This window comes from Halorutilus salinus, assembly GCF_026242195.1.
GTDB classification, from domain to species: Archaea; Halobacteriota; Halobacteria; order Halobacteriales; family Halorutilaceae; genus Halorutilus; species Halorutilus salinus.
The window spans coordinates 58,076-73,955 of the sequence record NZ_RKLV01000008.1; the positions used below are offsets into that span (position 1 = coordinate 58,076).

General features: G+C 61.8%; 16 protein-coding genes and 1 tRNA gene. 7 read left to right on the plus strand and 10 right to left on the minus strand.

What is annotated here, in order from left to right:
- Window positions 1-15: 15 nt before the first annotated feature.
- Together EGH25_RS08805 and EGH25_RS08810 are read right to left on the minus strand one after the other, a co-directional pair.
- Window positions 16-687 (minus strand): 2-phosphosulfolactate phosphatase, encoded by a 672-nt coding sequence (locus EGH25_RS08805; protein ID WP_266087710.1) that lies wholly within the window; start codon window positions 685-687, stop codon window positions 16-18.
- Window positions 684-1,730: a phosphotransferase family protein gene (locus EGH25_RS08810; RefSeq protein WP_266087712.1), complete on the minus strand. Its 1,047-nt coding sequence runs from the start codon at window positions 1,728-1,730 to the stop codon at window positions 684-686. The genes EGH25_RS08805 and EGH25_RS08810 overlap by 4 nt, the downstream gene beginning before the upstream one ends.
- Window positions 1,731-1,828: 98 nt before the next feature.
- Here EGH25_RS08810 and EGH25_RS08815 point away from each other — a divergent pair, with 98 nt between their 5' ends.
- Both EGH25_RS08815 and EGH25_RS08820 read left to right on the plus strand, forming a co-directional pair.
- The gene (locus EGH25_RS08815; RefSeq protein ID WP_420841097.1) at window positions 1,829-3,064 is read left to right on the plus strand and encodes an acyl-CoA dehydrogenase family protein; all 1,236 of its coding nucleotides are present in this window, start codon (window positions 1,829-1,831) and stop codon (window positions 3,062-3,064) included.
- A 37-nt stretch (window positions 3,065-3,101) separates the two neighbouring features.
- A complete protein-coding gene (locus tag EGH25_RS08820; RefSeq protein ID WP_266087716.1) occupies window positions 3,102-3,617 on the plus strand; it encodes a peptidylprolyl isomerase in 516 nt (171 codons plus the stop codon).
- 1 nt (window position 3,618) lies between these two features.
- Here the strand turns inward: EGH25_RS08820 and EGH25_RS08825 are convergent, their stop codons facing one another.
- The 4 genes from EGH25_RS08825 to EGH25_RS08840 form a co-directional block, all read right to left on the minus strand.
- On the minus strand, window positions 3,619-4,446 hold the full coding sequence (locus EGH25_RS08825) for a hypothetical protein (protein WP_266087718.1): 828 nt from the start codon (window positions 4,444-4,446) through the stop codon (window positions 3,619-3,621).
- A gap of 71 nt (window positions 4,447-4,517) precedes the next feature.
- A tRNA-Cys gene (locus EGH25_RS08830) sits at window positions 4,518-4,593 on the minus strand.
- A gap of 50 nt (window positions 4,594-4,643) precedes the next feature.
- A complete protein-coding gene (gene tmk / locus EGH25_RS08835) occupies window positions 4,644-5,219 on the minus strand; it encodes a dTMP kinase (protein ID WP_266087720.1) in 576 nt (191 codons plus the stop codon).
- An 81-nt stretch (window positions 5,220-5,300) separates the two neighbouring features.
- A complete protein-coding gene (locus EGH25_RS08840) occupies window positions 5,301-6,200 on the minus strand; it encodes a cation diffusion facilitator family transporter (protein WP_266087722.1) in 900 nt (299 codons plus the stop codon).
- A gap of 102 nt (window positions 6,201-6,302) precedes the next feature.
- On the opposite strand from EGH25_RS08840, the gene EGH25_RS08845 reads away from it, so the two are divergent.
- The gene (locus EGH25_RS08845) at window positions 6,303-7,814 is read left to right on the plus strand and encodes a DUF5059 domain-containing protein (RefSeq protein ID WP_266087724.1); all 1,512 of its coding nucleotides are present in this window, start codon (window positions 6,303-6,305) and stop codon (window positions 7,812-7,814) included.
- A gap of 21 nt (window positions 7,815-7,835) precedes the next feature.
- On the opposite strand, the gene thpR is transcribed toward EGH25_RS08845, so the two are convergent.
- Window positions 7,836-8,396: an RNA 2',3'-cyclic phosphodiesterase gene (thpR, locus tag EGH25_RS08850; protein WP_266087726.1), complete on the minus strand. Its 561-nt coding sequence runs from the start codon at window positions 8,394-8,396 to the stop codon at window positions 7,836-7,838.
- A complete protein-coding gene (locus EGH25_RS08855; protein ID WP_266087728.1) occupies window positions 8,397-8,585 on the minus strand; it encodes a hypothetical protein in 189 nt (62 codons plus the stop codon). It lies immediately after the preceding gene.
- 146 nt (window positions 8,586-8,731) lie between these two features.
- Between EGH25_RS08855 and EGH25_RS08860 the strand changes: the two genes are divergently transcribed.
- The 3 genes from EGH25_RS08860 (at window position 8,732) to EGH25_RS08870 (ending at window position 11,682) form a co-directional block, all read left to right on the plus strand.
- Window positions 8,732-9,967: an NAD(P)/FAD-dependent oxidoreductase gene (locus EGH25_RS08860; protein WP_266087730.1), complete on the plus strand. Its 1,236-nt coding sequence runs from the start codon at window positions 8,732-8,734 to the stop codon at window positions 9,965-9,967.
- An 81-nt stretch (window positions 9,968-10,048) separates the two neighbouring features.
- Window positions 10,049-10,723 (plus strand): phosphate signaling complex protein PhoU, encoded by a 675-nt coding sequence (gene phoU / locus EGH25_RS08865; RefSeq protein WP_266087732.1) that lies wholly within the window; start codon window positions 10,049-10,051, stop codon window positions 10,721-10,723.
- On the plus strand, window positions 10,723-11,682 hold the full coding sequence (locus EGH25_RS08870; protein WP_266087734.1) for a class I SAM-dependent methyltransferase: 960 nt from the start codon (window positions 10,723-10,725) through the stop codon (window positions 11,680-11,682). Before phoU ends, EGH25_RS08870 begins: the two co-directional genes overlap by 1 nt.
- On the opposite strand, the gene leuS is transcribed toward EGH25_RS08870, so the two are convergent.
- Window positions 11,679-14,321, minus strand: a complete 2,643-nt coding sequence (gene leuS / locus EGH25_RS08875; RefSeq protein WP_266087736.1) for a leucine--tRNA ligase — start codon at window positions 14,319-14,321, stop codon at window positions 11,679-11,681. The two genes, EGH25_RS08870 and leuS, sit on opposite strands and share 4 nt — an antisense overlap.
- 208 nt (window positions 14,322-14,529) lie before the next feature.
- Between leuS and moaA the strand changes: the two genes are divergently transcribed.
- Window positions 14,530-15,564 (plus strand): GTP 3',8-cyclase MoaA, encoded by a 1,035-nt coding sequence (gene moaA, locus EGH25_RS08880; RefSeq protein WP_266087738.1) that lies wholly within the window; start codon window positions 14,530-14,532, stop codon window positions 15,562-15,564.
- Here moaA and EGH25_RS08885 read toward each other — a convergent pair.
- Complete coding sequence (locus EGH25_RS08885; RefSeq protein WP_266087740.1) at window positions 15,523-15,819, minus strand: ubiquitin-like small modifier protein 1; 297 nt, start codon at window positions 15,817-15,819, stop codon at window positions 15,523-15,525. The two genes, moaA and EGH25_RS08885, sit on opposite strands and share 42 nt — an antisense overlap.
- Window positions 15,820-15,880 lie beyond the last annotated feature (61 nt).

A 15,880-nucleotide genomic window follows, 5' to 3' on the forward strand; every position in this document is an offset into this window, starting at 1 on the left:
ACGTAGGACGGTGTATCAACCCGAACCGTCTACGAAGACGCCGTCGTCCGTACGCGGTACCGTATCGGTGGAGTCGAAACGGAGTATACCGTCGAGCTCCTCACCGAGACCTACGTTACGTATCCAGTCCGCTGTGTCGGAGCCGGTGACTGAGTCACGTACGTCTTGGGCAACCTCGTCGTTGACGCCGCCGTCGTAGTGGGCTTCGACGAGACGTACGCCTGCGGTGTCTTCGGGCGTCGGTTCGCCATACCTTCCCGCCGCAACGAGCCACGTCTCGCGGTCGCGTTCAGCGAGAACCTCGGCGACCGCGCGTGCGTTAACCGTACTGGCGACGAGGATGTTCTCGTGCGCACCTATACTTTCGACCGCACGTGTACCGTTCGTTGTGAGCATGCCCACACGCGCGCCTTCGAGGTCGTGGTCGCCGAACGAAGACGGGAGGGGCAGGAGGTCGAAGCCGTCGACTGGCGCGCCCGCCTGTTCGCCGACGAGTACGGCGTCTTCGACCCTCTCCGCGAACCCACGCGCCTCCTCTATACCGCCGAAGGGCTTGACATACTCGGCACCCTGTTCGAGGAGACGTACGATAGCCGTCGACGCCATTATAACGTCAACCACGACGAAGTCGGCGTCGGGCGTCGGTGACGGTACGTCTTCGAGACGGTCGACGCGCCTGACGGTCACGTCTCCTCCGTCATACTCAGTGCGTTGTCCGCGAGCAACGGTACGCCTTCTTCCATCATGGCGTAGAAGCTACTGTCGCTGTTGCCCATGAGGTAACGCGCGTAGAACATCTCACCGAGGGCGCACATCTTGTACGCCGCGAGTACGCGGTAGAAACGCGCGTTCTCGACAGTCATACCCGACGCCTCCTCGTACATACCGACGACTTCGTCACGCGACGGGTAGCCCTCCTTCTTCGTAAACTGAGGTAGCATCGTCCGCGTGATCTTCGACTCATCGTCGCCTTCGTCGCGCCAGAAGAAAAGGAGCCATCCGAGGTCACAGAGCGGATCGCCGAGTGCGCTCATCTCCCAGTCGAGAACGCCCGCGATACGCGGCGCGTCGGGCTCGAAGATGAGGTTGTCGAACTTGTAGTCGCCGTGGACGAGACCGCCGGCATGGTCGTCGGGTGCGTTGTCTTCTAGCCAGTCGCCGACCTCGCGTAACGCGGGTACGTTGCGCTCGTCGGTCGTCGTGTCGAACGCCCACTCTATCTGCTCCGTCCACCGCTCGACCTGTCGACGCGTGAAGCCCTGAGGGTTGCCGAAGTCGCCGAGACCGACGTCCTCAACATCGGTACCGTGTATAGAGGCGAGTGTTTCGACGACCTCCTCGGCGACCTCCCTGCGCGTTTCGGGGTCGGCGAAGCGGTCGGGTTCGGAGAAACGTACCACGTCGCCGTACAGGCGTTCCATCGTATAGAACTCGCACCCCATAACGTCGCGGTTCCTGCAGACACCGACCGTACGCGGCACGGGAACCTCGGTCTCCTGCAAAGCCTCCATGACGGTGTACTCACGGACGACGTCGTGCGCCGTCTCGGCGGTCTCGCCCGGAGGGGGACGGCGGAGAACGAGGTCGTGGTCGCCCCAAGATACGAAGACCGTCTCGTTCGAGAAGCCTTCGTCGTGTCGCTCGAACTCGAACGCGTCCCCACCGCCGAGACGGTCGGTGAGAAAGCCGCGTAACCCATCCTCGTCGACGAGTTCGTCTGAGTCTGTCATCGGGTGTAGGTACGGACGGAGGTTCCTTAACTCTGTTTCCGACCCGGCGTACACCGCGCTGAACTTAACCGTGCGCACCGACACGTACGTGTATGGAGATAGAGTACGACGGTTCGGAGGTGGCGCGCGAGTACGCCGAGACGACACGCGAACTCCTCGATGAGGTGGTGATACCGCGCGAACGTGAGCTACTCCGGAACCGCGACGAGTTCGAAAGCCGTGACAGGCTTAATTCGGCCGTGGACGAACTCCGCGACGAGGCGCGCGAACGCGGCGTCTACGCACCCCAGATACCCGAGGAGTACGGCGGTCAGGGTCTGTCGCTAACCGACGTCCTACCGACGTTTGAGGAGGCGGGTCGGTCGCTTCTGGGTCCCGGCGCGTTACGTATCTCAGCCCCCGACGAGGGTAACATGCATACGATCGAACTCGCGGGGAGCGAGGAGCAGAAGGAGAGATGGTTACGACCTCTCGTCAAGGGCGAGGCGCGTAGCGCCTTCTCTATGACCGAGCCTCATGGGGGCGCGGGTTCCGACCCCAAGATGATACGTACGACGGCGGAGCGCGACGGAGACGAGTGGGTCATCGACGGACACAAATGGTGGACATCGCAGGGTGTCGAAGCCGATGTCTACCTCGTGATGGCGCGTACGGACAACGACGCGCACCCGTACCGCGGATGCTCGATCTTCCTCGTCCCTGCGGACGCCGACGGCGTAGAGGTCGTGCGCGACGTTCCGCATATGGGCGAGAGCGGTATGAGCCACGCCGAGATGCGTTACGACAACGTCCGTGTCCCCGACGAAGCGATGCTTGGTACGGAGAACGCGGGCTTCATGATAGCCCAACAGCGCCTCGGACCCGCGCGTCTTACACACTGCATGCGTTTCGCGGGTATGGCAGACAGAGCGCTCGGTATCGCCGTCGCTTACGCGTCGAACCGCCACGCCTTCGGCGACCGTCTCGCCGACAAGCAGGAGACGCGTTTCAAGATCGTCGACGCACGGACGCGTCTACACGCTGTACGGACGATGGTGCGTCACGCCGCGCGTGAGGTGGAGAACGACAGACGAGCACGCGTCGAGGTGGCTATGTCCAAGACGTTCGCCGCCAACGTCGTACAGGAAGCCATCGACACCGCGGTACAGGTCTGTGGGGGGAACGGTATAGGCAAAGACCTGCCCCTCGCCGACTTCTACGAGAACGTCCGCGCGTTCCGTATAGTCGACGGCGCGGACGAGGTGCATAAACGTTCGATAGCGAAACGCGTCTTCGACGACGACGCCGTCGACGACTCCGAACTCGAAAACCTGACGAGGTACGGCGGGTTCTGACCGCCACGGTTTTGCGTCGTGAACCCGACGGATCCGTATGGGCGACACGACAGCGACGTTACATACTTCCGAGGGCGATGTAGAGATAGAGCTATACGAAGACCGCGCGCCGCGAACAGTCGAAAACTTCGTCGGTCTCGCAACGGGTGAGAAGACGTGGACGGATCCCGATACGGGTGACGAGATCGAGGGCGAACCCCTGTACGACGACGTTCTCTTCCACCGCGTCATAGACGGCTTCATGGTACAGACGGGTGACCCGACGGGGACAGGACGAGGCGGTCCAGGGTACACTTTCGACGACGAGTTCCACGACGAGCTTCGACACGACGGCTCCGGCGTCATCTCCATGGCGAACTCGGGACCCGACACGAACGGCTCGCAGTTCTTCATTACGCTCGACGAGACGCCGCATCTTGACGACAGACACGCCGTCTTCGGACGCGTTACGGACGGTATGGAGGTCGTACGTTCGGTAGGCGACGTAGAGACCGACGGGGACGACAGACCGGTTGAGGATGTCGTCCTCAGATCCGTGACGATCGACGGCTGAGTCAGTCCTCGGTCTGTATCTGGTTGTAGATGTTCTCTACAGTCGCCTGAACGCGCCGAAGGTTTATCTCTGCCTCGCGTGACGAAGGCGATGTCTCCATATGGTTTACCTCGTTCCTCCGATCCTTGAGATAGCTCAGGTCGGTCAGAACCTCAGGGCGCTCCTTCTCGTGGTCGTCGTACAGGTCGGCAAGCTCTCCGAGAACATGCCCCCATGGACCGAGGTCGATATCCTCCGTCGAACGTTCGTTGTGCCATTCGCGTAGCTGGCGTTCGACGGCGCGTAGGGATACCATGACGGACGCCGTCGGGCAGTCGACCGCGAGCGTCCGTATCCCCTCGCGTAGGTCGCGTTTCGACTCCTCGTTTAGCCAGTCCCAGACATCGGGGTCGAAGAACTCCTCCGGGCTTTCCATGGCGCGGTCGATGTCGAAGAACCCCGAGTCGCGCGTGTGAACGATAGTCCGGTTCTCCTCGACGGCGGAGAACGTCTCCGCCCAACGCGTCGATAGCTCGACGGCACGCGACGCGTCGTCCTCGCTCGGCGGCTCTCCGACACCGTATCCGTCAACGAGACGCTCGACAAAGTCGCGTGTGTCCTCGACGAGATGCTCCGACGCTTCGAGTTCGTCGGCGCGCCTGAGGAAGAAACGCAGACTGCTTACGAGGTCACCCTTTCCGCCCTCGGATCGTACCGTGATCGACTCGCGCGCAGGCTTACAGCTCGCAAGATACTGCGTACGCGTGCCGAGGTAGTACGCGTCCATCAGACCTATCTGCTCGCCACCTTCCTTTTCGAACCTCTCAACTGTCTCCTCGGAGTCGGTCATCATCGGACTTTCGCCCGCGTAAGTAATAAGTGCTGTCAGAGCACCGTCGCAATCCGGAAGGTTGGATGATAAGCCAAGGGCCGGATTTGAACCGGCGATAGGCGGCTCTGCAGGCCGCTGCATTGGGCCGGACTCTGCCACCTTGGCGCATATGGATATCGTAAACCACCCAACAAAAACCTACCGACGCGGAGTCACTACATACTGCTTCGGACGGTTTCGGTACACGTCTTGGCTACTGCGTCCGCGTCACGCGATGCGTCGACTACGACGAAACGCTCCTCCTCGTCGGCGAGTCTTCTGTAGTTGGCGGTGACATCACGTAGGAACCCGGCGCGCTCGTACTTGTCGCCGCGGTTCGTCCTTTCGAGCGCAGTCTCAACGGGCACGTCGAGAAGGAGTGTCAGGTCGGGGTAGACCGTCCACGGTTCGTGTACGTCCCTCACCCACGCAACGGCGTCTTCGAAACGGTCGGAGAGCGTCGCGCCCTGATACGCGTAACGTGAGTCGACGTAACGGTCGCAGATAACGAGTTCGTCGTCTTCGAGACAGGGGCGGACGACGCGGTTTAGATGGTCGGCATGGTCGGCGGTGAAAAGGAAAAGGTCGGTCAGGGGTTCGGAGTCGTCGTCAGAGACGGAGCGCTCGACGGCGTCGCCGAGCCAAGAAGCCGTCGGTTCGCGTGTGAACGTCGCGCCGTCGAACTCTTCGTGCATCGCCTCGACAGCCGTCGTCTTCCCCGCGCCGTCTATGCCCTCTACGGTGACGAACATGCATCGGATCCGTACGGACGGCTATTCTTTGTTGCGGTTCCCCGGAGGAACAACGTCAACCGTACCTGTACGCCGAGACCGTCACCCTTCGTCGCTCCACTCCCCGATACCCGCAGGATCGAGATGGACGTGTACGTCGCCAACGTCCTCGACGGCGCGGACACGGTCGACGACCTCGCTCTCTATGTCGTGCGCCTCGTAGACCGTATGTTCGCCGTCGATCTCGGCGTGCATCTCGACCTCTATCTCTGTTCCTTCGTAGAAAGCCTTGAAGTCGTGCACGCCGCGCACCTCAGGATGCGAAACCGCCGCGTCATGTATCTCCTCCTGCTTCCCCTCCGTGGGCGCGCTCCCGACGAGGTAGTCCACGTTCTCGCGTCCTATCTCGACGCCTTGGTAGACGACGAGTACGGACACCAGACCACCGGCAAAAGGGTCGAGTATCGGGTGTCCGAGAGCGACGCCGACGACGCCTACCGCCGCCGCCACCGAGGTGTAGACATCGTTCATACAGTCTCTTGCGAGCGCGTGCAGAGCCGTCGAACCGATGCGGTCGTTGACACGTACTGTATACCTGTATACGGCGTACATGGAGACGAGGGCGAAGCCGAGCGTGGCGAGCATAAGACGCCACCCTTCTACGTCAACGTCGGGTCCGCGTACGACGCCGAGTATAGACTCGTACAGAAGCGTTAGACCGAGTAAGGCGACGACAGCGCCGACGAAGAGCGCCGCGAGGGGTTCGAGACGCCCGTGTCCGTGGGGATGTGTCGCGTCCGCCTCGTCGTACGACGCGCCGCCGTAGACGAGAACCACGACGCTTGCGACGAGGTCGGCGACGGAGTGAGCGGCGTCGGCGACGAGCGCGAGGCTACCGAAGACGACGCCCACGGCACCCTCGACGACGACCTTTGTGGCGTTCCCCGCGACGTTGACCCACGAGGCACGTTCGAACTCCTTGCGGTCGTCGGTGGCTTTCATCGCACCACCGTTGTTCCCGAAGGACAAAACAGCTTCGTTTGTCCGTTAGGCTGACCTAAAAATGGTAAGCTTTTTGCTTGTTTAGGCTCGCCTAAATCACGTATGAGTCACAGAAGACGCAGTCTGATACGGATGGCGGGCGTAGCCGCGGCTGGTGCGGCAACCGGCTGCCTTGGCGGTGAAGGAGAGGGGAACGGTGAGACCGAAGGGAACCAAGCCAACGGTGGCGGGGGGACGGCAGACGAGGAAGGCAGAGAGGAAGCCGAGGAGAAAGCAGAAGAGACCTCCACGGGCGGTGTCGGTGCCGAGACAGCGGTCGCCGCCGAATGGAACCGTATGCGCGTACGTCTGTACGATCCCGTAGCCTTTGCTTCGGCGGGCGCGACAGACACTGCGGCGGGGACAGCGCAGGAGATCTTCGCGCGTTTCGAGGGTGCAGGCGGCGAGTACGGCGCTCACGAAGCGCTTGAGGAAACCGACGCCGAGGCGTACGAGGGCTTTGAGGAGGCGCTGGGCGCGCTCCGTCAAGCCGTCGAAGAGGGCGACGTCGAAACCGCACGCGAGGAAGCAGGACGCGCCGACGAACATCTCGCGTCGGCTCAGCGTGCCCACGTCTCTGAGAACGACGCGTACGCGCTCGACCTACTCGCTCTGGGAACCGCGCTTAGTGACGCACGTATCGCAGAGTCGGCGGGCGGTGACGGTTCATCGGTGGCTACGTCCGTCTTCTCGCGTTTCGAGACGGCTGATGCGCACGACCCCGTAGAGGAGGCGAACAGCGAGGTTTACGAGAGCTTCGAGTCGTCCATGTCCGAGATGGCGAACGGTAACGTCGGTGCGTACGGCGACACGGTAAAGGCGGCTGTCGAAGGCGCGTACTCGGTCGCCGACAACGAAGAGACGGTGGGTGCCGGACATCTCGCCATGATGTCCGCACAGGGCTACGACGCGGCGCTCGTCGGTGAATCGGGAGGGGACGGCTCCTCGGTCATGAGCGGTGTCTTCGGACGTTTCGAGCAGGCGCGTGTCCATGAGATGGTTGAGGAAGCCAGCACCGAGGCGTACGAGGGGTTCGAGTCCGCGCTCGACGGCTACATAACCGCGCTCAACAACGCCGAGGGGGTACGCGAAGCTCTCGGCACGTACGCGGACGCAACGCTGTACGCGTGCTTCGCCGTGGCAGGTGCCGAGGACGACGCGCCCGTGGACGAGACTTCCTCAGGCGACGGTCACGGAGGGGGGACGGAGCTAACCGGCGGACCCAACGTCTATGAGGGCGAACCCGACGCCGACCATGTCGTCGACTCCAAGGCGGTTGTCTTCGAACCCGAGACTCTCGAAGTATCGCAGGGTGACACGGTTGCTTGGGTCTATACAGCCGGGGAGCCACACTCCGTGACGGCTTACGGCGACGGTATACCCGACGACGCAGAATACTGGGCTTCGGGCGGCTTCTCATCGGAGGAAGAGGCGCGCGAAGGCTGGGAGAACGGTAAGGGTGCGATCACCGAAGGCACGTACTACGAACACACGTTCGAGACGAAGGGGACGCACGAGTACGTCTGTATACCGCACGAGATGGCGGGGATGGTCGGCGAGGTAGTCGTCGAGTAGAGCGACCGACGGCGCGCGATCCTAAAGCTCCGCCTCGTGCTCCGTCGTATGTACGCTACCGTCGTCACGTAGGACGCTACTTTTGAGACGTAGACGCGAAGCCTCGAAGCCTCCGACTGTCACGTCCTCGTGTTCGTCTACGAAGTCGAGAACCTCGGTTCTGCCACGACCGCTGTTCATACGCGCCAAGGTAACGTGTGGCATGTAGTCGTGCTCCGCCTCGTCCGCAAGTCCGCGTCCGACGAGGTGGTCTTCGAGAGCGCCGTGTAGACGCGTGAGTTCGTCAACGCCTTCGCACACGCCGACCCAGACGACGCTGACGTAGTCGCGTGACGGGAAGACACCCGTACCTCCGAGCTTAACATCGAACGGTTCGACAGCCTCCACCGCCTCGTCGACGGCTTCCTTGACCGCCTTGAGACGCTGTTCCGGCACGTCGCCCACGAACTTCATCGTCAGATGCGCCTGTTCGGGCTTTGTGAAACGTAGGTCGGCGCGCGTTCCGCGCAGGTACGACTGTATGTCGCGCACCCTTGGCTCCAGTTCGGGAGGGAGGTCGACGGAGACGAACAGACGCGGCATCTACTTCTCCGTGCTCTCACCGTACCCGGCACCGAACGCCGAAAAGAACGAGGCGATACCGACTGCGACGAGGACACCGGCGAGATCCCAAGGTGTCGTCGTCATCTGCCAGACACCGAAGGTTATGACGACGCCTATCACGAGACCGATAAACCCCGATACGACGCTGTTAAGTAGGTCTCCTTCCATGTTCGTCCACAAGAAGACGTACGGTATCAATCTGACGGTGCGCCCGCCGGAACGGTGTGGTGCGTCGGCGCGGATACCTGATAATCTTTGATTAACGCTGTTCACAACCGACCGATATTTAACTCGCCGACGGCAACCCTCAAACAATGACCCAGTACGTTATAATCGGCGACGGAATCGCTGGAGCGACCGCCGCCGAGACGTTACGCGATGAGAACGAGGACGCCGACATAACCGTAATCACCGAAGAACCCGAACCCCTGTACAACCGTATCAACATCAAGGAGTTCGCCAAGGGAAAGATGGCGGAAGAGTTCATACAGATACACGACGCGTCGTGGTACGACGAACGCGGTATCGACCTGATGCTCGACACGCACGTCTGGAAGGTCGAGTCGGACGAAAACGAGGTCGTCCTGCATAACGGCGACGGACTCGGCTACGACAAGCTTCTCGTCGCCGCGGGCGGAACGCCGCGTGACCTCCCTGTGCCTCATTCAACGGCGGACGGTATACACAACTTCTGGACGTTCATCGACTCGCGTCGGATACGTAGGGACGCCGAGGACGCCGAGAGCGGTATCGTCGTCGGCGCAGGGCTTCTGGGTATCGACTTCGCGTTCGCGCTCGCCGAGAACGACGTAGACGGAAAGTACCTGATGCGCGGCGACAGATGGTGGAGGTACGCGATGGATGAGGAGGGCGCTGAGATAATACACGACGAACTCCGTGAGGCGGGCGTCGAACCCGTCTTCGGCGAGGGCGTCGACCGTTTCGAGGTCGACCGTATGGGTCACGTCACGGATGTCGTCGGCACGAGCGGGACGCGTTACGACTGCGACATGGCGGGTGCCTGTATCGGTCTCGATCTCAACACGGGTATGCTCGACGGAACGCCCGCCGAGACCGACGAAGGTATCATCGTCGACGAGCATATGCAGACCGACGATCCCGACATCTTCGCCGCGGGCGACATTACGGAGTTCTACGACGTTCTCGTCGGCGAGCACAACATAAACGGTTCGTGGGACTCGGCTCAGGAACAGGGCGAGGTCGCCGGTCGTAACATGGCGGCGGGCGAGGCGGGAGAGGAGATGGAGACGTTCTCCATCGTACCTAAGTACTCCGTCTCCCATTTCTCGATGCCTTTCATGTCGCTCGGTAGCCCGACGAAGGGCGACGAGTTCGCGTCACGTAGGTACGGCGAGAAGGAGCACCGCAGGCTCGCGTTCAAGGACGGAAGGCTCGTCGGCGCTATACTCGTCGGAAACGTACGTCCCGTGGGCCCGCTCACACGCGTCATAAACAAGCGCGCCGATGTCGCCGACGACAAGGAAGACTTGCTCGCAGAACAGATCGACCTCGACGAGGTTCTCGACTGACCGGCGCGCGACCTTAGAAATAAGTACCGGACGCGCTAAACGGTAGTATGGTAACTGAGACACTGGAGGAAGAGACAGACGATGCCGCGTGAGGACTACCAGGAACGTCTTGACGGGCTACGCAAAGACGTTGTTGGGATGAGCGACCTCGTTCTCGAACGTCTCGACAAAGGGATGGAGGCGCTCGAAACCAAGGACGAGGATCTCGCGTGGGAGGTCATCGACGGCGACGACGAGGTCAACGAACTCTACCTCGAAATAGAGCAGGAGTGCGTCGACCTTATCGCGTTACAACAGCCCGTCGCGGGCGACCTACGTCTCATAGCGGCGTCGTTCAAGATAATCACCGACCTCGAACGTATCGCCGACCTCGCGACGAACCTCGGCGAGTACACGCTCGACGCGCGCCGGACGTACTTCTCCGAGGTCGACGTACAGGAGGTGGGTGAGTTCGCGTCCGAGATGGTAAACGACGCCGTCGCCGCCTACGAGAACGAGGATATCGAGGCGTGTTACGGTATAGACGATCGCGACGAAAGGCTCGATCGGAGATGTGAGGACGCGAGCGAACGTATAATGCGTGACCTCATAAGGGGGATCGATATCGAAACCGACGAAGAGATGGAGCTACTTCTTGGGGAGACGTCACGTCTGCTTCTGACCATACGTGACCTCGAACGCGTCGGCGACCACGCCGTCAACATCGCGGCGAGGACGCTTTACATGCTCGAAAACGACGACGAACTCATCTGGTGATGGAGACGGCGCTCGCACTCCGGGTTGCGCCTCCTCGGACGGAGGAGGTAATGCGCGAGGCGCGCGAACGGGGTGTCTACGACGGTTCGCGGAGCGTGCGCAAGGTCGGCGCGAACGTCGAGGTTCCTGTGACACGCCGTTTCGGTGGGTACGAGACGGTCGAACAGGACGATCCCGTGATTCGGCGTGTCTCTCTCGGCGACTACGTCGACGACCCGCCTTCGTTTTCGCTCGTCGGCGACGTGGCGCTCGTGAACTTCGGTGATGCCGACGGTGAACGCGAGCACGCCGTTGCGGAAGCCCTCGAAGAGCTACACGGTGTCGGCGGCGTTCTCGCGCACGAGGGCGTCGAGGGCGAGGAACGTGTCCCGCGGACGCGGCACGTCGCGGGCGAACGCGGTACGGAGACCGTACACAGCGAGAACGGCTTTGTGTTCGCGCTCGACCCGGCGCGCGTCATGTTTTCGGTTGGTAACGCCCCGGAGCGCGTCAGGATGCGCGGTACAGTCTCGGAGGACGAACGCGTCTTCGACATGTTCGCGGGTATCGGATACTTCGCCGTCCCTGCGGCTGTCGGCGGTGCGGAGGTGACCGCCGCCGAGGTACGCCGAGAAGCGCACGGCTACCTCGTCGAGAACGCGCGCAGAAACGGCGTCTCCGAAAGCCTCGACGCGCGACACACCGACTGCAGAAACGTCGACGTTACGGCGGATCGTGTTATACTCGGACATTTCGATGCGACCGATGAAGGCTACCTCGACCACGCCTTCGGCTGTGTTGCCGACGGCGGTATGCTACACGTCCACGACGCCGTACACGAGGAAGAGAGCGAGGAGACGGTGTGCGCGGTCGAGGAGGCGGCGCGGGGGCACGGATACGAAGCCGATACGGACGTACGCCGCGTAAAAGGCGTCGCCGAGGGCGTCGCGCACGTCGTCGTCGATACGCGCGTCTCTTAGCTGATCTCTATCGCGGGCTTACCCGGACGCGCCTTGTCCGCACGGTCGGAGTCGCTCCCCTCGGCGCGTTCGACGGTGACGGAGGCGTCGAACTCCTTTTCGAATAGCCACGCGGCGCGTTCGAGCGCCTCCTTCTCGCGCCCCGCGCCGAGTTCAGCTTCGAGCGACCTGTGGTTCTTCTGAAGGAAGCCGCCGTACTTCGCCGCCTCGTCGCCCTTCTCACGTATCTCGTCGTGGGACATTATCTCGCCCATAACGTCGCCCTCTGCTTCGAGAGCGACCTCAAGCGCGCGGTGCTTCCATCCGGGGGAGACGATGACGCGCACCTCCTCAACGTCGTCTATGTCGGCGACGTCACGTATCTCGCGTACGTCCTCTCGCGTATCCTCGACGAGACGTTGTTCCTTTCCGTACCCTTCGGGCGCTTGTGCATCCACCCAGTCCGCCTCCGCGACGAGTCCTTCGCCACCGAGTTCGTCCCATAGCTCCTCGGCGATATGGGGCGCGACGGGCGACAGCGAAACCACGACGGCGCGCAGACCGCGTTCCATAACACCGGCGTCGGCTTCGACCGCCTCGGCGTAGGCTTCGAGGGTCGAGACGAGGTCTTTTGTGGCGCGTACGCCGAAGTTGAAACGGAAGCCGTCGTACTCCTCCGCGGCGCGTTCGACGGTCGCGTCTATCTCACGCCGTACGTACTCGTCGACAGGTCGGTTTCCTCCCTCGCCTTCGGCGTCGAAACCTGTTACGATACCGTGGAGACGCCGCAGGAAGCCGTGGTTCGACTCGACGCCGCTCTCCGTCCAGTCGAAGTCCTTTTCGGGCAGAGCGGCGGACATCATGAAAAGACGCGCCGTGTCCGCTCCGTACTCCTCGACGATACGTTGCGGGGAGACGACGTTGCCCTTGCTCTTGGACATCTTCTCGCCGTCAAGAAGAACCATGCCCTGTGTGACGAGTTCGTCGAAAGGCTCGGCTTCGTCTACCATGCCTGCGTCGTTCAGGACACGTGTAAAGAACCTCGCGTACAGGAGGTGCATGATCGCGTGCTCGATACCCCCGACGTACTGATCGACGGGCATCCAGTCGTTCGCCGTCGGTTCGTCGAAGGGCGCATCGTCGTAGTCGGGCGACGTGTAACGCAGGAAGTACCACGAAGAGTCGAAGAAGGTGTCCATCGTATCCGTCTCGCGCCTCGCGTCGCCGCCGCATTCGGGGCAGGTCGTCTCCACGAATCCGTCCACCTCGTCGAGCGGGTTTCCGCTCGTCTGTACGAACTCGGGTAGCTCTACGGGGAGTTGGTCGTCGGGCACGGATACAGGACCGCAGTCGTCGCAGTGGACGACGGGTATGGGCGTTCCCCAGTAACGCTGACGCGATATGAGCCAGTCACGGAGACGGTAGTCGACGGTTTCATCCGCGCCGTCGATGTACTCGACGAGCGCCTCGCGCGCCCCCTCGCTCGTCAGACCGTCATGATCGCCGGAGCTGACGAGAACGCCGTCATCTGTGAAAGCCTCCTCGTCTACGTCGACCTCCGTCGCACCCTCTTCCCCCTCACGCGGTGCGACGACCTGACGTATCGGAATACCGTGTTCGCGCGCGAAGTCGTGGTCGCGTTCATCGTGCGCCGGAACCGCCATGATAGCGCCCGTACCCACGTCGGTTAGAACGAAGTCGGCGACGTAGACGGGTACCTCTTCGCCGTTCGCGGGGTTCGTCGCCTTCAGATCCGTGTCGACGCCGCGTTTCTTGCCGCCGGGTTCGCGGTCGGGGTCGACGGTTTCGATGAAGTCCGCGACCTCTTCGTTGTCACGGGCTACCTCCTCGGCGACGGGGTGTTCGGGGGCGAGAGCGACGAAGGTAGCGCCGTACACCGTGTCGATACGTGTCGTGAAGCAGTCTACGTCGCCGTGTCCCTCTACATCGAAAGGAACCGTCGCGCCCTCCTGTCTGCCTATCCAGTTTCTCTGCATCTCCTTGACGCTCTCCGACCATCCGTCGAGCGTCTCCAGACCGTCGAGTAGTTCGCCCGCGTAGTCGGTGATGGAGAGATACCACTGGTCGAGCGCGCGCTCCTCAACGGGCGTCTCACACCGCCAGCACGCGTCCTCCTCGACCTGTTCGTTTGCGAGAACCGTCTCGCAGTCGGGGCACCAGTTGACCTCGCCCTCCTTGTACTCGACCAGACCTTCGTCGGCGAAACGTTTGAACAGCCACTGGTTCCATCTGTAGTAGTCAGGTTCGCATGTGGTAACCTCGCGTTCCCAGTCGTAGCCGAACCCCATCGCCTCCATCTGGTCGCGCATCGTCTCTATACAGTCAAGCGTCCAGTCGCGCGGGCTGGTGTCGCGTTCGAGTGCGGCGTTCTCCGCGGGAAGCCCGAACGAGTCCCACCCCATCGGATGCAGAACCTCGTCGCCTTGGAGACGTTTGAAACGGGCGTAAGCGTCCGTAACCGTGTAGTTACGTACGTGTCCCATATGTAGCTTACCCGACGGGTACGGGAACATACCGAGAACGTACCTCTTGTCGCCGCTCGGCGCGGAGTCGTCGGCGTTAAAGACGCCCTCGTCGCGCCATACGTTCTGCCACCTCTGCTCTACCTCTCCGTGGTCGTAGCCGTTGCTGTCGCTCATACAGTTTCCTCCGAGAAGAACGCCGGAGCGGTGGCTCTACCTACCGCCCAAAAAACGACCACTCCGGCTAGGTCTCATACGCCACAGTTTTACGCCGGCTCGCATAAAGCTTCGGCTTCGTTTTGGAAAAAGCGGTCTTCGACAGTCGATCCGACTGAGACCGTAACTCCGGGCAAAGCTTAAAACGGTAGCGTCCTTATCCGACTGCATGGATGACCTCCTTGTGGATTCGTTCGGACGCGAGACCACCGATATACGTATCTCGCTCACCGATCGGTGCAACTTCGACTGCTTCTACTGCCACAACGAGGGCTTAGGAGACACACGCGGACCCTCGGAACCCGACGAGAACGAGATGTCGACCGAGAAGGTTCTGCGCGTTGCAGAGGTAGCACACGGCTACGGTATACGTAACTTCAAGCTCACGGGCGGCGAACCTATGTTACGCGCCGACCTCGATGAGATAATCGAGGGTATAGCCTCGCTCGAAGGTACGGAGGTGAGCATGACGACCAACGGCACGTTCCTGCCGGGGCGCGCGACCGAACTCGCCGACGCGGGTCTGGAACGCGTAAACGTCTCGCTCGACGCCCTCGACTCCGACGACTTCCGCGAGATAACGCAGGGCGGTGTCGAACACGTCCTCGAAGGCGTCGGTGCGGCGGTCGAGGCTGGTCTAACACCGCTCAAGCTAAACATGGTGATGGCGAAGCCGATGCGCCCCCACCTGCCCGACATGGTCGACCACGCTTCGAGCCACGAAGGTCTGCGCCTCCAGATAATCGAGTACATGCCCGAACTCGTCGGCGATGTGGATTACAGGGTCGACATAGACGAGATACACGGCTACCTCGACGAACGCGCAGAGACGGTTGAGACGCGCGAGATGCACGCACGCGACCGTTATATCATCGACGGAACCGTTGTCGAGATAGTCGACCCCGTCGAGAACGCCGAGTTCTGCGCAAACTGCCACCGTGTCCGTGTTACGCACGAGGGCGAGCTAAAAGGCTGTCTCAACCGCAACGACGACCTGATTTCGACCGAAGACGCGTCCGATGAGGAGCTACGCGACGCGTTCGAGCGCGTCGTAGACAACCGCGTTCCGTACTACGGCGAGTACATGGTAAGGAACGGAGAGGGAGAATGGGTGCGTAACCCCGACTACGTCGAAACCGCCGAGACGGACGGTGATCACGAGCTACCTATGGTCGAGAGTCCCGCGCCGCAGGTCTCGGATTGAACTACCTCCGCTCACGGGCGGGAAGACTGCGATCTCCTCTACGTCTTCCGTCGGCGCGTCGGCTTCGACGGGTTCACCGTCCGCGGTCAGGTTGAGATGAGGGCGGAGTTCACCGTCGGTAAAAAGACGTTCTTCGAGCGACGGATACCGCGCGACGAGGCTCTCGATAGCCTCACCAACCGTCTCACCCTCCGCTTCGACCGACTGTTGGTCGACGAGTTCACGTATATCCGCGAACAGACGTACGCGTACCATGGACGGAGTACGCCCGCGGTCTACTTGTAACCGTCGCCAGCTTGATTACGTCCGGCGCGTT

Excerpts from the sequence above, each read along its gene's own strand:
- EGH25_RS08810 (WP_266087712.1), bottom strand. The coding sequence starts at position 1,730 with ATGACAGACTCAGACGAACTCGTCGACGAGGATGGGTTACGCGGCTTT.
- EGH25_RS08820 (WP_266087716.1), top strand. The coding sequence starts at position 3,102 with ATGGGCGACACGACAGCGACGTTACATACTTCCGAGGGCGATGTAGAG.
- EGH25_RS08825 (WP_266087718.1), bottom strand. The coding sequence starts at position 4,446 with ATGACCGACTCCGAGGAGACAGTTGAGAGGTTCGAAAAGGAAGGTGGC.
- tmk (WP_266087720.1), bottom strand. The coding sequence starts at position 5,219 with ATGTTCGTCACCGTAGAGGGCATAGACGGCGCGGGGAAGACGACGGCT.
- EGH25_RS08840 (WP_266087722.1), bottom strand. The coding sequence starts at position 6,200 with ATGAAAGCCACCGACGACCGCAAGGAGTTCGAACGTGCCTCGTGGGTC.
- EGH25_RS08845 (WP_266087724.1), top strand. The coding sequence starts at position 6,303 with ATGAGTCACAGAAGACGCAGTCTGATACGGATGGCGGGCGTAGCCGCG.
- thpR (WP_266087726.1), bottom strand. The coding sequence starts at position 8,396 with ATGCCGCGTCTGTTCGTCTCCGTCGACCTCCCTCCCGAACTGGAGCCA.
- EGH25_RS08855 (WP_266087728.1), bottom strand. The coding sequence starts at position 8,585 with ATGGAAGGAGACCTACTTAACAGCGTCGTATCGGGGTTTATCGGTCTC.
- EGH25_RS08860 (WP_266087730.1), top strand. The coding sequence starts at position 8,732 with ATGACCCAGTACGTTATAATCGGCGACGGAATCGCTGGAGCGACCGCC.
- phoU (WP_266087732.1), top strand. The coding sequence starts at position 10,049 with ATGCCGCGTGAGGACTACCAGGAACGTCTTGACGGGCTACGCAAAGAC.
- EGH25_RS08870 (WP_266087734.1), top strand. The coding sequence starts at position 10,723 with ATGGAGACGGCGCTCGCACTCCGGGTTGCGCCTCCTCGGACGGAGGAG.
- leuS (WP_266087736.1), bottom strand. The coding sequence starts at position 14,321 with ATGAGCGACAGCAACGGCTACGACCACGGAGAGGTAGAGCAGAGGTGG.
- moaA (WP_266087738.1), top strand. The coding sequence starts at position 14,530 with ATGGATGACCTCCTTGTGGATTCGTTCGGACGCGAGACCACCGATATA.
- EGH25_RS08885 (WP_266087740.1), bottom strand. The coding sequence starts at position 15,819 with ATGGTACGCGTACGTCTGTTCGCGGATATACGTGAACTCGTCGACCAA.